The 16,925-nt window shown below is 57.7% G+C and carries 8 protein-coding genes; all 8 read left to right on the forward strand.

Annotation, left to right across the window (positions count from 1 at the left end; translation table 11 throughout):
• Positions 1 to 19 precede the first annotated feature (19 nt).
• The gene (locus tag E0E37_RS08165; protein WP_130862543.1) at positions 20 to 1,117 is read left to right on the forward strand and encodes an S-layer homology domain-containing protein; all 1,098 of its coding nucleotides are present in this window, start codon (positions 20 to 22) and stop codon (positions 1,115 to 1,117) included.
• Positions 1,118 to 1,141: 24 nt separating this feature from the next.
• Positions 1,142 to 3,556 (forward strand): putative Ig domain-containing protein, encoded by a 2,415-nt coding sequence (locus E0E37_RS08170; RefSeq protein WP_130862544.1) that lies wholly within the window; start codon positions 1,142 to 1,144, stop codon positions 3,554 to 3,556.
• 18 nt (positions 3,557 to 3,574) lie between these two features.
• Positions 3,575 to 5,074, forward strand: coding sequence for a hypothetical protein (locus E0E37_RS08175; protein ID WP_130862545.1), 1,500 nt, complete (start codon positions 3,575 to 3,577; stop codon positions 5,072 to 5,074).
• 22 nt (positions 5,075 to 5,096) lie between these two features.
• Positions 5,097 to 8,306, forward strand: a complete 3,210-nt coding sequence (locus E0E37_RS08180; protein ID WP_130862546.1) for an S-layer homology domain-containing protein — start codon at positions 5,097 to 5,099, stop codon at positions 8,304 to 8,306.
• 102 nt (positions 8,307 to 8,408) lie between these two features.
• Positions 8,409 to 10,535 (forward strand): S-layer homology domain-containing protein, encoded by a 2,127-nt coding sequence (locus E0E37_RS08185; RefSeq protein ID WP_130862547.1) that lies wholly within the window; start codon positions 8,409 to 8,411, stop codon positions 10,533 to 10,535.
• Between the two features lie 67 nt (positions 10,536 to 10,602).
• Positions 10,603 to 14,619: an RCC1 domain-containing protein gene (locus E0E37_RS08190; protein ID WP_130862548.1), complete on the forward strand. Its 4,017-nt coding sequence runs from the start codon at positions 10,603 to 10,605 to the stop codon at positions 14,617 to 14,619.
• A 369-nt stretch (positions 14,620 to 14,988) separates the two neighbouring features.
• Positions 14,989 to 16,110 (forward strand): S-methyl-5-thioribose-1-phosphate isomerase, encoded by a 1,122-nt coding sequence (gene mtnA, locus E0E37_RS08195; protein ID WP_130862549.1) that lies wholly within the window; start codon positions 14,989 to 14,991, stop codon positions 16,108 to 16,110.
• Positions 16,111 to 16,152: 42 nt separating this feature from the next.
• Positions 16,153 to 16,689: a cysteine hydrolase family protein gene (locus tag E0E37_RS08200; protein WP_130862550.1), complete on the forward strand. Its 537-nt coding sequence runs from the start codon at positions 16,153 to 16,155 to the stop codon at positions 16,687 to 16,689.
• Positions 16,690 to 16,925 lie beyond the last annotated feature (236 nt).

Genomic DNA, 16,925 nt, shown 5'->3' on the forward strand with positions numbered 1-16,925 from the left:
GGAAAGGAAAAGAAAGCAGATGAGACAAACTGGAAGAGTTGTGCTGTGCTCACTGATCAGTGCGGTGGTGTTTTTTACAGGCGTAGTCTGCGCCGTTGCGGAGACTCCTTTTATTGGAGTGGTGCCGGGAACCGATACGGGGATCAGAGAGATTTCGCAGCTTACGATAATTGGGGACGGATTGGATGGACTTTGCCTTGCAGCGGAAGGCACCACGGAAGACACGGACACTGTAGTGCATATGGTGCTGATCGGTACCAGCGGGGAGGAGACCACCTGTACGATGCCTACGGTGGGAAACAGAACTTCCGAACTGCTGTGCTATCCGGGGATCGGGCTGAGCTTTAAGGACGGTTATTATATGGCGGCCTTTATCGACACGTATCATTCTGTCAAGGTCAGCGAGACGGTGGAGAAAGGTTACCGGATCTATTTTGAAATTAAAGACAATGTGGTACAGCCTGGCTGGAAGGACAAGACCGAAACGGCCGGGAACCACGAGGAAGGATCCGATCCGCCCCAGACGGTCATCACATCAGGAGGGGTGACAGTCGGACCCGAATGTTCCGATATGAAGGGGCATTGGGCGGAGCAGGAGATACGGGCGCTGCTGGAAAAAGGTATCGTGACAGGGTATCAGGACGGAACCTTTCGTCCGGACAGCAGGGTCACCCGTGCGGAGTTTTCTCAGATAATCCATCAGGCTTTTGCGATCAATGCGGGCGCAGAAAAAGGAAAATTTATCGATGTGAAAACAGGCGACTGGTATTATGCGGCGGTCATGTCTCTGTGCAATGCCGGCATTGTCAGCGGAACGGATGCCGGGCATTTTTCTCCGGACGATGATATCACCCGGGAACAGATGGCCTTTATTTTAAAGGGGACGGCCGAAAACATAAAATTGGATTTAGCGATCAAACGCAATTATAAACCGTTTAGAGATGATTCTGCAGTATCAGATTATGCAAAGGAGGCAGTAAGGACAATGTATCAGGCGGGTATCGTCAACGGCGTGGCGGATGAAGCTGCGGACGGATACCGCTATTTACCAAAAGAGGGGGCGACAAGAGCGGAAGTGGCGACGATTGTGATGAAGTTGCTAAATCAATCTGAGTAAAAGAAAGGAAGGAGATAAGTTGATATGAGAGCCAATGTCAAAAAAGCGGTGAGTTTCGTATTGGCCTTATCGTTATGCCTGACTCTGAACGCAGGGTATGTGGCTGCGGCAGAAGAAGGAGCGGATGCCCAATTGACCGGTATTCAGGTTCGGCCGGATTCATCCGGCATCGACCAGATTACGAATATTTCACTGGTCGATGATGGATCCGGATCGGTGAACCTCGCAGTGGAAGGCACACTTGTAGATAAGGGGAGAAGTAAATATACCGTCGACTTATATTTATACAGCGCCGGGGGGCTTCAGACTGCAAATGTAACAAAAGAAGACACCACAGATATGATCTTCAGCGGGCTGGTGTCGGAGCTGCCGCCCGACATGATTGAAAGCGATGGGAGCGGGGGCATGAAAGCGAAGGACGGTTACCTTACGCTGTATGTCTTTGAGCATCGGGCGATATCGGGGTCGGATGAAGAATTGATCGCCGCAAGCGCATGCAAAGTGGTAGTCGAGGTAAAGGATGGAATGATCGGGGGGGAGGATGACGTTCCGCCCTGGGAAGACCCGCGGGAAGAATATGAGCTTTCTTCTTCGCCCTCGGCACTGCAGCTTCAGGACTACGTTTACGGAGCGGCGGAGGAAGATTCTGCAACGGTCACATTGCAGAATTCCGGCTGGGAAGCGCTGAATAATATCAGCGTCACTGTCTCCGGAGAAGGGATCGCTGTTTCGCCGGAGGAAAATGTAACGGTGCTGAACAGCGGAAGGACCGTGGATTATACTGTCACTCAGGTCATGGGCCTGACGCCCGGAGCATACAGCGCGGAACTGCTGTTCCGTTCGGACAGCATCGCGACAGATCCAGCGCTGACTGTTCCGGTATCGTTTTCGGTGGAAAAAGCCACTCAGCCGGCCGTTATGGGCGTGGGTGCAGAGGCGGCCCAGACAAAGGGAGGGCAGGGCAGACTTACCGGTCTGACCACAGATGCGGCGTATGAGATCTACGATGGTGAAAACTACACCACCTGGACGGGGATCCTGGTGGACGCTGACGGGACCTGCTCTGTCTCTCCAGGAAGCTATCAGATCCGCTATGCAGGTAATGAATTCTATCTGCCCGGCGAGGTGGACGAACCCGTAGAGGTGTTGGACTGCTATGCGTTCGACGATTTCACGATCTCCGATATGCAGGCTGGAGTACAGACCGATTACGATGTGACGCAGCATGTATCGGGAGGCGTAGGAACGAAGATCTACAGCAGGGTTTCAGGAGAACTTCCCGACGGCCTGGAGCTGACCACAGCGGGCAGCATTTCCGGCAAGGCGCAGGTAGTGACCAGCGGCAGCTTTACGGCGACCCTGCAGGTAGTCGATGAAGCCGGAGCAACGCGCGCAGCGCTGATGACGATAGAAGGACTGACAAAAGGCGATCAGGCTACGCCGGAGGCGCTGCAGTTAGATGCGACAGATTCAGTCGTCATCATTGAGAACTGGTCGGAAGCACAGAGCTATGCCATCAGCACCGCCGGAGCACTGACGGCAGATCTGTTGGACTGGACCACTTTTGCAGCGGTGGAGGACGCAAAATATGAAAATCTCAGCCGAAACACATCGTATTTTGTGTATACCATGCTGCCGGAGAGCGAACTCTTAAACGCTTCTCCGCTTACGTATTCCGGGATCAAAACGGATAAGACCAGTGTAGCCGCCGTTGTTGTTTCCGGCACGGGACTGGTCAACACGAGTCTGACGGCTGTCGTCTCTCCGGCAGGTGCGACGGCAGCATATCAGTGGCTTGATGAAAACATGGACGCGATCCCGTCGGCAACGGGAGCTTCATTCACGCCGGGTCCCGCCTACAGCGGCCGGTACATCTACGTACAGGCGGAAGGAAAAGGAGACTTTGCGGGAATCGTGACCAGCCCTGCTTTTCTTGTGGGCGGCAAGAGCGTTGACCTGAGCATGAGCACCTATAATCCGGGCGTGCCGATCCGGGCCACGCTGACCAGCCGGGACGGGACGGCGACGCTGTCCGCTCTCAGCACAACCAGCAGTGGGATCGGCAAAGCAGAGCAGACGATTCTCATCGAGAGAGTCAATCCCGGCAAGACCTACGACCTGCTGCTGGAAAAGCCGGGTTATACGAGCCTGATGATCACCGACATTAAAGTGGAAGATACGGACCTTACGGTGGCGGTGACAGACGCTATGAAGATGTACTGCGGGGATTTCAACGGGGATAATTCCGTGCGGCTGGAGGACCGGGCGATCATGCTTCAAAGCAGGTATTTCGGAAAAGCAGTGAGCGACGCGGTCTCCGCCATGCTGGACATCGACGGGGACGGTTTCGTCAAATTCAATGATCTGGCTATCTTGATGTCTGCAGAGAATTACGGGAAAGACGGTCTGGCAATACCGTATTCCAACTCTGGAATTTAGTAAAAGGAGGAAAATGTGATGCATAGAAAAGCGATAGCGGCGCTGCTTGCAGTGTTGATGATTTTGGGAATGAGCCCTGTGTTTTGCTTTGCAGACGCACTGGACAACCCCGGTGTTTTCATCACTGTCAACGACATAAAGGGCGAGACGATGGAAGTGGCGGTCAAGATCAAAGGCGGTACGGACAGCTCGTTCAAAGCAGTGGGAACGGTTTTGGAATACAACGCGGCGCAGTTGGAGTTAGTGCGCTGGTCGACAACGGCTGCCATCGAGCTGAATAACGTAGACACGGCAAAAGATGGATGGGCCGCAGCAAAGGCAGTGGAAAGCGTATCGCCGGAGATCGTATCCGGAAAACCGGCGATGGCGTTTACCAGCAACGGCAAAGGTTATCTGTACATGGGAGCGGAGGCGGCGGTGGCCCAGCAGTTTGAGCAGGACCAGCAGCTGGTGACCGTGCGCTTCAGATATCAGCCCGGAGCCAGCTTTGACACGGCGAAGGAAAGTATCAAGTACGTGACCGACGACGAGGTGGCGTTTTATTCGCCGGTAAAAGGCCAGATGATCTATCAGGCGGAGAACCCGGCCACAGGAGCGTATAAATTTTATTATTTAAGACCGCTTACCATCAGCGACAGCGGAGATGTGACGGTGGACGACGCGCCGCCGGCCGGGGGGCAGACTATACCCACGCCGGAGAATGAGGTGAAGACCAGCGATGCCGCCATATCTGCAGGTACGGGGACAGCAGATCCGGATGATTTCGTATCTTATACATTTTACGATTGGGACGGGACTCTGTTGGGGACCCGGGTCGTGGCAAAGAATACGGGAAGTCTGATCGACCCTAATACCGATGAAAACAGAGCGACATACGAAGGAAAGAGCGAAGCTGAATTGACAGCCCTGGGCGCAGCTCCCATCGTACCTTACGGAGAAAAGCTTGAAAATGCAGATAAGAGCGTGAGCACCATCAATAAGGCAGGCTATTCCTATGCGGGATGGGTGGATTTTGATCAGACGTCCACGCCGGATGTGTCGAGAGACGAGGAGGATGGTCAGACGATCACAGGCTCGGGAGGGACGCTGGTGCCGCTGACCGGAGCGTCCGAGAATAAGGTGCTCAGGGCTGCTTACAACGAAATAAAGTACGCGGACGGCGGAATTGGCTGGATGGATTATGACGATGACAACATCTATCTGATCGAGCACTCTCCGTTTAAAGCTTCCGGTATGTCATATGTAAAATCGACGATCACTGTAAAACGCGCCAACACGTCAAGACGCAGCGCGGATGGGATCTATCTGACGCTCTCGCTTCGTCCCCGGGGTTTGGGCGAAACGAGATTAAATATAAATCTGGGAGACTCTGATCTGGAAACGTACGAGCTGGTCATGCCTAAACTGGCCTATCAGACTTATGCCAATCAGGCTGTAACGCTGACACTGTTCAGCAACGGCGGATTGACGCTGAGTGATCCGGAGAACATCGGAGCTTCTGAAATGCAGGTAAATTAGTTTGAGGAAGAAAGGAGATAGTATGAAGAAACTATGGAAGAGGCCCGTAAGCTTTCTTCTGGTCCTGATTCTCCTGGTGACGATGAATGCAGGAGCGGTCTTTGCCGCCCCTGCAGACTATATCATCGGCACAAGAGCGAGAGCAGCGAGCGGGATCGTAGAGATATCGGACATACAGGTGCATAATAACGCAACTGATCCTGTTGAAGATTATGTGTTGGTGATAACGGGAACGGCCGTCAGGTCGAAACCGACTGTAAGAGTGTTCATATACGATGAAGATTATAATTTTGGATCGTTCTCGGAAACATGCAGCACGCCGGATTTTACCACTTCGGTAATCGCCCCGGTGGGCGGAAAATTTTCCGACGGCTTATATCAGGTGGGAATCGTCGATCCGCGTAAATTAGACGTAGATCAACACGCGATCATCGAACAGGGGTATCTGATCACGTTCGAGGTAGTTGACAATGTGGTCCAGCCCGGCTGGGATGTACTTCTGCTGGAATCTTCCGCAGAGATCACGGCCGGCGACGTCACGCCGGCGACTACGGAAGCGGCGCTGAACAGCAGCGTCACCTTCACGGTAGGGGACGTGACCACAGTGGGCGGCGTAACGCCTCTGGCTCCGGAACAGCCGGACTATACGCTGGAGTATCAGTGGATGTTCCAGGAAAAGGGAAAGACTACCTTCACGACGCTGTCTGCAATGACGGCCGCAGCGCTCACCATCGATACTGTAACTGCGGGTTCTTTCGGATCCTATCAGTGTGTGGTCTCCTACACGGAGACAGGGAAATCGCCTTCCACGGCCACGGCGAAAGCCGCGGTGCTGACCGCTGCAAAAGCAGATCCGAACCTGGCTGTAGACAGCAGCGTCAAGGATCAGGAAGTGACATACAACGGACAAGGCCAGGGCGTCGCCCCGGGTACGGCCACCACCAGCGCCGACTCCATCACTTATACCTATGCCACAACGGCGGCGCTGGCAGTGGGGACGGAATCTTTTGACGGTCCGCTGCCGTTGACAGCGGGCAAATATGCGGTAGTCGCCCACTCTCTGGAAACTGACTTTTATAAAGGGGCCACGGTGGGAGGTATTACTCTGACCATCACTCCCGGGGCGCAGACGCTGACAGGAACCGCGGGACAGGTATCCATCGGAAGCACGCTGGATCTGACCACCTGTGTGACCGGCAAAGCGGCAGGTGCGGATCTGACCTTCCGCATCGACGACAGCGCGGACAGTACGGGGGCCGTCCTGGATCCAGACGGCAAGACGCTGAAGGACGCCACTACCACAGGAGCGGTGACCGTCTACGTCAGCGCATCCGCTGTCACCGGAAAATACAACGCTTCGCCGGAGATCAGCTTTACCGTCAACGTCAATGAAGGCGAAGCCGTGACCGTGGGCGCGGTCTCCACCCTGGGCGGCAAGACCTATGCGCCCGGCGGAGTCCGTCTGGGAGATATCCTCATCAGCCCGGTTCCGGCGGTGACCGCCGTAAACGGCGGAGCGCCCGTGAAGGGCCAGTGGAGCTGGAGCGCTCCGGAGACCACGCTGGGCGCGGTGACCGCGGCGAATCAGACCGCGGTGTTCACACCGGCTCCGGCAGGTGAAAACAACGGGGTCGTCTATGCGGGAACCACCGTTCAGATCCCGGTGACCGTGGACAAGGCCGTGCCTGCGCTGACGCTGACCCTGTCGCCTGCAGCTGTAGGCTACGGCGGCACGGCGGCGGCCATCGCAGAGCTGAGCTGCAGCACGGATTCCTCCGTAACGTTGACCTATACCAGCGCCGACACAGGTAAGGCGACCATCGATACAGACGGCAACATCACTGCGGTGAGCAAGGGCGCGGTGAACATCACGGCCAGCTTCGCAGGCGACGCCAACTATCAGGCGGTGAGCAGCAGCGCCGTCTTCACCGTTCAGGCGGAACCGGACGCGCCGGCTCTGACGCTGACCGCGGGAGATAAGAAGCTGACCGCCAACTGGACCAGACCCAATGACAACGGATCGGAGATCACCGGCTACACCCTGCTTTTCAAATACCAGGGCGTGGTGTCCACCGAACCGGCGGTCAAATATGAATACGGCAGCCAGTCCATTACGACCACAGGCGGCATCGACGCGATCGGGGGGTATGCCTCCGGCGGCGCATTCTATGTGAGCGAGGGCGGCATTGAGCATCTGGTGACCACCAGCGCGGCCATCCACGAGATCCAGGGCGAGGTGACGGTGACGAAGACCGCGGTGAAGACCGCCACGTCCTACACGCTGGATCCGGCCACCAACGATCTGGAATATAAGGTGTCCCTCTTTGCCACCAACGCCATCGGCGACGGTCCGTTCTCCAATGAAGCCAAAGCCACGCCCAAAGCCGGAAACAGCGGAAGCAGCGGCGGCCACGGCGGCGGAGGCGGAGGCGGCGGTTCTGCCGTCACCCAGAGCTACACCGTCGAATTCAAGGCCGGAGCCCACGGAACGCTGGAGGGCAAGGCCAGTCTCTCCGTGGAGAAAGACGGGAAGATCAAGAATGCGCCGGAAGTGAAGGCGGACAAGGGCTACGTCTTCCTGGGCTGGAGCGCGGACGGCAAGACCGTCATCGACCTGAGCCAGTATAAGGTAACGGGCAAAGTGACGCTGACCGCTCTGTACCAGAAGGGAAGCGGCTACATCGAGGGCTATGCGGACGGGACCTTCCGCCCGGACAACAACATGACCAGAGCGGAGGTGGCCACGGTGCTGGCCAAGCTGTCCAAGGGCTTTGACAGTGAGAAGAGCTACACCGGAGACTTCACCGACGTGGGAAGCGACTGGTACAGGGACTTTGTGAACTACGCGGCGTCGAACAACATCTTCTCCGGGTACAAGGACGGAAGCTTCCGTCCGGACAACCGGATCACCAGAGCGGAATTCGCAGCCTGCCTGGCCAACTTCATGGGCATCAGCGGCCAGGGGAGCAGCAGCTTCACCGACGCCGGAGGCCACTGGGCGGAAGGCTACATCAGCGCGCTGAAGGAGAAAGGGATCACCGCCGGCTATGCGGACAACACCTTCCGGCCGGAGAACCAGATCACCAGAGCGGAAGTGGTGACGATGCTGAATCAGGCGCTGAACATAAAGGGAAGCGGAGCCATCGCACCCAGCGATGTGACGAAGGCGCACTGGGCCTATGAGCAGATCATCAGCGCGGTGAACGCGGATATCGGAGACGTGCTGAGATAAGGGGCGCGAAAGAAGGAACGAAACCATCATAGCAGCAGCCGCGGAAGCGGACGGGGCGGCGTTGGACCGTCCCGCCCGCGGCCTGCGGAAAGAGAAAATGAGATGAGAAGAGACAACAGGAACGGAAGAGAAAAGAAACGAGAGAACAGGATGCATAACGGAGTGAGACGATGCGTCAGCCTTCTGCTCCTGTCCACGATGCTTCTGACAGCGGCGGGGCCGGCTGCGGGAGCGGACAGCAGGGCGGGAGCCGGCTGGTCTGACGGAGAGGAAGGGTTTGCCGTCCGAGTCGTGAGCTACGGGGGAGAGGTGAGCCGGGTGACTGCGGGGGAGCGATTCCGAGTGCAGTTTTGGATCAAAGGGATGGATCCGGCGGCGGTGTCGATCCCGCTGTCCTGGGACCCGGCCGTGGCGGCCGTGGTGGATGAGAACACCGGAGAGCCGGTGAGCACGGGACGAAAGACGGAGAGCGATCTGGTCAGAGGAGCGGGCTTCCGGCCGGGAGAGGCGTGTTATGACAACAGCCTCAACGACGCGTATGAGGCGCTGTACTGGAACGGGAAGCCGGTCTTTGCCCGTGGGGACGGGACGGGCGCTTCCGGGTACCCGTATATCAACAACGAGACGGGGTTTGCGAAGTTCCTGTACTACACGAACGCGCCCACCGCGGGGACGGAAGAGCAGATGTTTCTGGAAGTGTATTTCAAGGCGCTGGCGCCGGGAGATCCGGGACTGCACTTCGCCACGGCGGCGGACGGAAGCAGCGCGGAGGAATACGATCCGGGCTCGCCCAGGGGGATGCAGGTATCCTATGTGGATAAGACGGATGGGAATATCGACCAGATGGACCGGGTGGAGTCGGAGACCTGTACGGAGAAGGTGCCCTTTCCGGCCTTTCGGGTGACCGACGGATCGGAGATGGAGAATCGGCCGGTGGTGCCGCCGGCCACGCTGAACCCGGGGGAGACTCCCTCCGGGGGAGGCGGGACGCCGCAGCCAGGGACCGATCCGCAGCCGGAGGAACCGGCGAAGGAAGCGGTGCTGATCCAGACGCAGCGTCCGGACTGCTGGCCCTACGGGGAGGCGGAGACCTGCACGGCGCAGATCCGCAGAGGGGCCGACGGAGTCATTTGGGAGACAGACGAATATGAGGTGGCCGAGAGCGTTCTTTACGGCCAAGGGAAAACGGAGACGCTGCTGGTAAAGATGCCGGAGCAGCGCATCGACAAGGAGGAATACGCGGTGAATCTGCCCGGGGCGCCCCTGACGGCCCAGGCCGGCGGGGGGATGGTCTATCTGGAGACGCCCTACGGCTATGTGGGGCTGGACAGAGAGGCGGTCCGGGGGAAACTGAAGACCGGCTCCTGGCTGCGGGTCAGCGTAAAGCCGGCGAAGGAGACCGGCGGAAGCAGCAGGGCTCTCGCCGTGTCGCTGCAGATCGACGGAGCGGAGGCGGGGGGCTTGGGCAGCCCGGCCCTGCGGCTGATCCTGCCCTGGAAGGCAGAGGAGCCGGACAGCGGGACGGCGCCCGTGGCCATGACCGACCGGGCCTTCGGCTATACGGGAACGCCTGCGCCCCTGGCGGTGAGCCGCTGGGACAGGGAGCATGAGGCGCTGCTCGTGCAGGCGCCTGCAGGCGGTACGATCACCGTGGAAGAACGGGCGGAGCAGCGGTTTCACGATCTGGACAGCGTGCCCTGGGCCCAAGCGGACATCGGCCGTCTGGCGCAGCTGGGGATCGTCAGCGGGATGGGAGAAGGACGGTTCCGTCCGGAGGAGGCGGTGAGCCGGGAGCAGTTTGCCAAGATGGCGGTGGCCGCGCTGAGTCTGTACGAGGGGGGAGGAAGCATGCCCTTTGCGGACATTCAGAGGAGCAATCCCTTTTACGCCTATATCGGGAGCGCATACAGAAAAGGGATCGTCAGCGGAACCGGGCCGGAGCGGTTCGGCGGGGAAGAGAGGATCAGCCGTCAGGATCTGGCGCTGATGGTGAGCCGGGCCTGCGAGAAGGCGGGGATCCGCCTGCCGCAGACGGAGACGGTGGCGGTGTTCGCCGACGACCGGGAGATCGCAGGCTACGCCAAGGATGCGGTCTACGCGCTGGCAAGGGCGGGGATCATCAGCGGGACGGGAGGCGGGCGATTCAGCCCGGATGGAAGCGCCACGCGGGCGGAGGCGGCGCGCATACTGGGCGCGGTGCAGGGGATGGCGGAGCAGCAGCTGCTGTAGAGCCATGGGATGAGACGAGGACGAAAGTTGAAAGGATAGAAACACACAGAAAAAGGAGGAAAGGAATATGCCGAAGAAGAGAAGGACCGGCGGCAGGGCGGGGAGACGCATCCTGACATGCCTGCTGGCGGCGGCGATGCTGGTGAGCGGCATTCCGCTGGCCCAGGGGACCACGCCGGAGGCTTACGCCGCCGGCAACGCTACTGCGGCCACGTGGGATCAGATCGAGAGTACGAGGATGACCAATACCGGTTGGTCCGGAATGGCCAAGATCGTAGATGGAAAATTGTTTGTCTGGGGCAATGCCAATCAGTTGGGCATCAGCTCCTATGAAACGCCGGAGGGCAATACTTCCAGTTCATTTCCTGTACCTTATCCGGTTCAGGTGCCGGCGGACAAATTCGACGGCGATGTGGTGCAGGTCAGCGCCAACTGGGGAGCGCTGAATCTGGCCCTGACCGAGTACGGAACGATCTACCGGCTGACCAATACCGTGACGAAGCTCTATGAGTCGCCGGCGGGCAAGAAGATCGTGTATCTCTCCAATGTAGGCGGACGAGCCTTTTTTGCAAAAGATGAAAACGGAGACTGGTACTCTTATTTGAACGCCTCGGGCAATACGGGCTATTACTGCCTGACAGACGAGGCGGGGGCTGAGCTGAAACCCATCAAGATCGACGATTACCGCGCGGCGCTGGGAAACGGAGCCGACGGAAATCCGCGGCAGATCAAAGAGATCGTGAATATGGCTGCTTATGCCACCATGATCATCTGCACTGACGGAACGCTCTTCATGGCAGGATCGAATTCGTATCACGGATTAGGCAACGGGGCGTCCAGAGGCTATAGTACAGCCTACGGGACTCTCTATAATGTCTCTGAGGCGCTGGGCGGCGTAAAATTCACAGCAGCCGCTCACGCGGAGGACGTGGCTTTTGTGGCTGTGGATGTGGACGGAAACGTCTGGGGCTGGGGCTGCGACCATGAACAGCGTTTTATGAAAAGAAATGATGCTCAGGAGACCTGCGGCCATGAATATGCACATTCAGCGGTCTCCGTGCCGGAGAAATTCTTTGACGCCAGCCTTTACGGCAAGAAGGCGGTACGGGCGTACCTGACGTCGTGGAACGCACTGATCCTGTGCGACGACAATACGATCTACGCCACGGGAACAAATACGAATAATATGATCTCCACATCGGAATCGGCGCAATCAAAAATATATAAGCCCACGCAGATCTTTGCGGAAGTCTCTCAGAAAGACACCATCGTGGGACTGACGCCCACCACCAATTCCGTCACGATCTATACGCTGAAGGGCGACTCCTATTTTACAGGCAGCAACAGCAGCGGCACGGCGGGCAACGGCACCACGGTGAGCCCAAAGCCCGGAGAGACCACGGAGACTGTTCCCGACATGCCGCCCTCCAAGCCCTTTACCAAAAATGGCATGTACGTTGAACTGGAAGTCAACCGCATTTACGGAAATCAGTCAAAGAAAGTGACCTATACGGCGAATCCCACAGCGGAGCATCCCAATCAGGTGCGGAAGACGGTGGAGGGGCAGTCGCCGGTGGATCTGCCGGACGGTATGATCGGAGACGACGCGGTGCCGGCAGGCCAGATCTTCAAACTGAACGTATACTTTGAAGATTTCGGAAAACTGCATACCTTCCTTGTCCCCATCCGCTTCAATCCCACCTATGTCAAAGCGGTGGATCTGAACGGCGAACGCTATCCGGAATCTACGGTGACGGCGGGACTGGGCAGCACCAGCGGCATCCAGCAGCTCTTTACCAGTGAAAACTGGCTCAACGGCGCGCTGGGCTCCGGCGTAGAGGGCACCTATCCAAAGGTAAACAACAAGGACGGCTGGGTCAGCGTGCTGGGCTACAGCCCGGCTTACAAGGCGCAGATCGAGGGCGCGCAGAAAATGTTCAGCGTGGCTTTCATGGCAGTGGGCTCCACGCCGGCAAACACGCTGGCGGCCTTTGATATCGCCACCAGGAGCAACGCGCCGTCAAAGGGAGATCCGGGCTTTGACGTGGCGTCGAAGCAGGAGTTTGACTACGGCGCTTACTGGAGCATCAACAATCCCTATTCCGTGGCAGAGGTAATATCCTATGCCTTCGACACAGGAGCATTTCCGAAGATCGCCACCACGGTAAAGAATCTCAACGCCATCAGCCTGGATATTGTGCGGGCGGACGGCAGCCCGGTGGACGTAGCCAGCGACATCGAGGGCGCCGGGCAGGGCAGCAGGGCCATCAATAATAAAAACACGGACGAGATCTACACCGTGAAGGTAAAGGCCAATCCGGAGGACGCCTCCTTTCCGCAGGCGGACTGGACCGTGACGCTGATGGGTCCCAATGACGACAACTCGATCACCCTGACCGACTACATCACCATCGTGGAACAGAAGGATACATACCTGAAATTCAAGCTGCCCGACAATTTCTCGCAGACGAAGGTGGGGTGGATCCGGTTCCATGCTGCGGCGCGGATCAATACGACGCTGACCAGCGATCTGGACGTTTACGTCAAATCCTTTGATCCGCCGGAGTTTATCCATATCAAGGAGAAAAAATACAGTGAAAACACGGCGGCGGGCGTACCGGCCATAGAGGAAAAGATCTACCAGAATAAACTGGGAAACGATTCAGAAGAGGAACCGAAGGAAAATCGGACGTTTACAGTGGAATTTCCTGTAGTGCAGGGGGATGCAGCTCAGAACAAGCTTGTGACCTGGAGTTTGCTGGACAAGGGCGGCAATCCCCTAGACACCACGCTGGCGACCTGTCCGGTGCGGATCGTGACCAGCACGCCGGCCACAGATGATACCAATGCGTCGGTGACCATCCAGCCGCTGAAGACGACCTACGGCGACGATTATGTCATCCTGAAGGTGGCGTCCCTGTACGATCCGTCGGTCAGCGACTCCATCCGCATCAAGGTGCAGTTCAAGGCCAGCGAGATGAAGTTCAAACAGGAGATCGTCCGGCTGCCCTTCAATATGGAGAAGGATCTGGAGGACCTGCTGGAGATCGCGCCTCAGGATGTCTACTCCACCGATCTGGTCTGGACCTATACGCCTACCACTACGGCAGGCTATATCAACTTCAACGGTACGGGAGTGATCTCATCCAATCAGGTGGCGACGCCGGTGTCGCCCACGCCTGTCTACGAGACGATCACTGTAACCGACCAGATCTCCGGAGTGAGCGCCTCCGTCAAGGTGAGCGTGATCAACCTGGATTCCCCGCTGAACATCAACAATATCGTGGTGAAAAACCTGCTGGGGAGCAAGGACGACACGGTGGAGATCAAGGACGGCCTTGCGGTAGGCGATACGATCTATTTTTATTCGAGCTACGACGACACGGAGCCTTACATGAAAGTGGGTCCGCTGACTGAAGCCCAGACGCCGTACTTCAAGTTTGCCACGGCCGGTCTGCTGGACAGCGCCGGCGGAGAGATCGCCGTATCGGTGGTGCGGAAGTGGGGAGATTCCTCAGGTCCTGTTGAGACCAGCAAGATCCCGGTGGCCTATTCGGCGGAACCTTCCAAAGTCTACGGTTACGTTTCGCTGGCCGGAAAGACGGAGCTGGGCGCCAATAAGGGGATCCGGGTGGACATCGACGGCATCGGCGGATCGCAGACGGTATATACCGACGAAAACGGCAGATTTGAGTTTACGGAATATATCAAGCCGGGCAATTATACGCTGACCCTGAGCCAGACCAGATACCTGACCCGGTCTGTGGCGCCCAACAAGAAGACGGGATACCAGGGGCTGACCATACCGGCGGCGGAGGAATTTCTTATCGCATCGCAGAATGCGCCGCTGAAGCTGTATCCGGGCGATGTGAATATGGACAACATCATTGATTACCGGGATCTGGATATCTATGTGAAGAACTGGGTAGGCCAGATCAATCCGGAGCTGCCGGGCTTCGATCTGTTCAATTTCGCCGATGGGGAGGAATATTCGGCCATCGGTACGGACGATCTGAATCTGCTGCTGATCCACTACGGCTGGCCCACGGGCAAATACGCCGACTGGATCACGCCGGCCCAATAATAAGTCAGTATCTAACATATAAATAGATACGAATCTGCGGTCCGGCCCACACCGGGACTGCGGAAGAAGGCCCCCCCGGCCCACACCCGGGGGGAGAGGAGCGGCCGGAAGACCGGCCGTCTCCTGCGCTTCGCAGGCATCCACAAGCCGCGAAGAAACGACAGCCCGCAGGGCGGCCGTCTGCATCGATCGCAGACGGATCCGGCCATGCGGGCTGTTTTTGTGCCGCCTGCAGATGGAGGAGCAGATCCCGCGTGCCTGCGCTGGACGAACGCCGCCGCCCATGGTATGATGAAATGGAATATTTCTGTGATCCGTCAGGGCGATACGGCGGAGAACAGGGGAGAATTGCGGGCGGAGGATAAGGAAATGTTGACAGCGTTGGCGGAGCCGGTAAAATTTACGGAAGACAGACTTTTGATCCTGGATCAGACACAGCTTCCGGGACGTGCGGAATACGTGGAGCTGACCACGAAAGAGGATGTCTGGGATGCGATCTACAGACTGAGAGTCAGAGGCGCGCCGGCTATCGGCGTGGCGGCGGCTTACGGAGCGTACGTTTCGCTGCGGGGCAGCGCCGAGACCGATCCGGAAGGGTTTTACGCGGAATTTCTCCTGGTGAAGGAGTATCTCAATTCGTCCAGGCCCACGGCGGTGAATCTGTCCTGGGCGCTTGAACGGCTGGACCGGCGTCTGACGGCGGAAAAGGACGGACCGGACGGGGAACGGAACAGGGCGGCGGATGAAAGGGGAAAGAGCGGCGCAGCGGCGGTGGAGAGAATGAAGGAGACCATGCGCGCTGAGGCGGAAGCGATCCGCAGGGAGGACGAGGCCGCCTGCAGAGCCATGGGCGAGCACGGGCTGACGCTGCTTCGGCCGGGCATGGGCATCCTGACCCACTGCAACGCGGGAACTCTGGCTACGGCAAAGTATGGAACGGCACTGTCCCCCCTCTATGTAGGGCATGAAAAAGGCTACGATTTTCAGGTCTTTGCCGACGAGACCAGACCTCTGCTGCAGGGCGCCAGGCTGACCGCCTGGGAGCTTTCCCGGGCCGGCATCCAGGTGACGCTGATCTGCGACAATATGGCCTCCATCGTTATGAAAAACGGCTGGATCGACGCGGTGGTGGTGGGCTGCGACCGCATGGCGGCCAACGGCGACGGCGCAAATAAGATCGGGACCTCAGGGGTGGCGATCCTGGCGAAGGAATACGGCATACCCTTTTATATGTTTGTGCCTTCCTCCACCATCGATCTGGCCACGCCCACAGGGGACGACATTACCATCGAGCTCCGCAGGGGTGAGGAGATCTCCGAAATGTGGTATGAAAGGCCTATGGCGCCTGCTGGGATCAACACCTACAATCCTGCCTTTGATGTGACAGACGCCAAGTACATCACCGCCGTGGTGACGGAGAAAGGCATTGCCTACCCGCCGTATGGAGAAAGCCTGCCGAAGCTGTTTGAACAGGGCGGTCATGGAAGATAGAATAGCGAAAAGTTTTTTTAATAAAATAGCGGAGGATAGAAAATGAACAGAATACTGGTGGTAGTGGACATGCAGAATGATTTCATAGACGGTTCTCTGGGAACGCCGGAGGCCCGGGCCATCGTGGAGCGTGTGGCGAATAAAGTGGGCGGGTATCAGCTCTCAGGCGGAACGGTGGTCTACACCGCCGACACCCACGGCGAAGACTATCTGAACACCCAGGAGGGAAGAAATCTCCCGGTGGAACACTGCATCAAGGGGACCCAGGGCTGGCAGATCGCCTGCGCGGTGAAAGGACTGAATCAGACAAACGTCTATGAGAAAACTACATTTGGATCGAAAGAACTGGCGGAGTCCCTGGCCAGCATCCACAAAAACGTAAACGAGATCGACGAAGTGGAGCTGGTGGGTCTGTGCACCGATATCTGCGTGATCTCCAATGCGCTGCTCATTAAGGCATTTCTGCCGGAGGTGAAGATAACGGTGGACGCTTCCTGCTGCGCAGGGGTGACTCCCGAGAGCCACAGAAACGCGCTGCAGGCCATGAAGGCGTGCCAGATCAATGTGATCGGAGAATAAAGGAATACGGGGCTTCCCGCGGGGCGGCGGCAGCCGCAGGTTCTGCAGGGACCGCGGGTTCAGAAAATTTGGAAATCAGAAAAACAGTTGACAGCGTTTTTTTTCAATGCTAAAATTAACCCCATAGCAACCAATATGGAAAAGGCAAAGACCGGAAAGAAGTACGTGAATGGATAGCCACAGAGAGCTGCCGGATGGTGAGAGGCGCGGTGAATACATGAAACGGAATACATTCT

It is taken from the genome of Bacilliculturomica massiliensis (assembly GCF_900605495.1).
Classification (GTDB): Bacteria; Bacillota; Clostridia; order Peptostreptococcales; family Anaerovoracaceae; genus Bacilliculturomica; species Bacilliculturomica massiliensis.

Excerpts from the sequence above, each read along its gene's own strand:
- E0E37_RS08190 (WP_130862548.1), top strand. The coding sequence starts at position 10,603 with ATGCCGAAGAAGAGAAGGACCGGCGGCAGGGCGGGGAGACGCATCCTG.
- E0E37_RS08165 (WP_130862543.1), top strand. The coding sequence starts at position 20 with ATGAGACAAACTGGAAGAGTTGTGCTGTGCTCACTGATCAGTGCGGTG.
- E0E37_RS08200 (WP_130862550.1), top strand. The coding sequence starts at position 16,153 with ATGAACAGAATACTGGTGGTAGTGGACATGCAGAATGATTTCATAGAC.
- E0E37_RS08185 (WP_130862547.1), top strand. The coding sequence starts at position 8,409 with ATGAGAAGAGACAACAGGAACGGAAGAGAAAAGAAACGAGAGAACAGG.
- E0E37_RS08170 (WP_130862544.1), top strand. The coding sequence starts at position 1,142 with ATGAGAGCCAATGTCAAAAAAGCGGTGAGTTTCGTATTGGCCTTATCG.
- E0E37_RS08180 (WP_130862546.1), top strand. The coding sequence starts at position 5,097 with ATGAAGAAACTATGGAAGAGGCCCGTAAGCTTTCTTCTGGTCCTGATT.
- mtnA (WP_130862549.1), top strand. The coding sequence starts at position 14,989 with ATGTTGACAGCGTTGGCGGAGCCGGTAAAATTTACGGAAGACAGACTT.
- E0E37_RS08175 (WP_130862545.1), top strand. The coding sequence starts at position 3,575 with ATGCATAGAAAAGCGATAGCGGCGCTGCTTGCAGTGTTGATGATTTTG.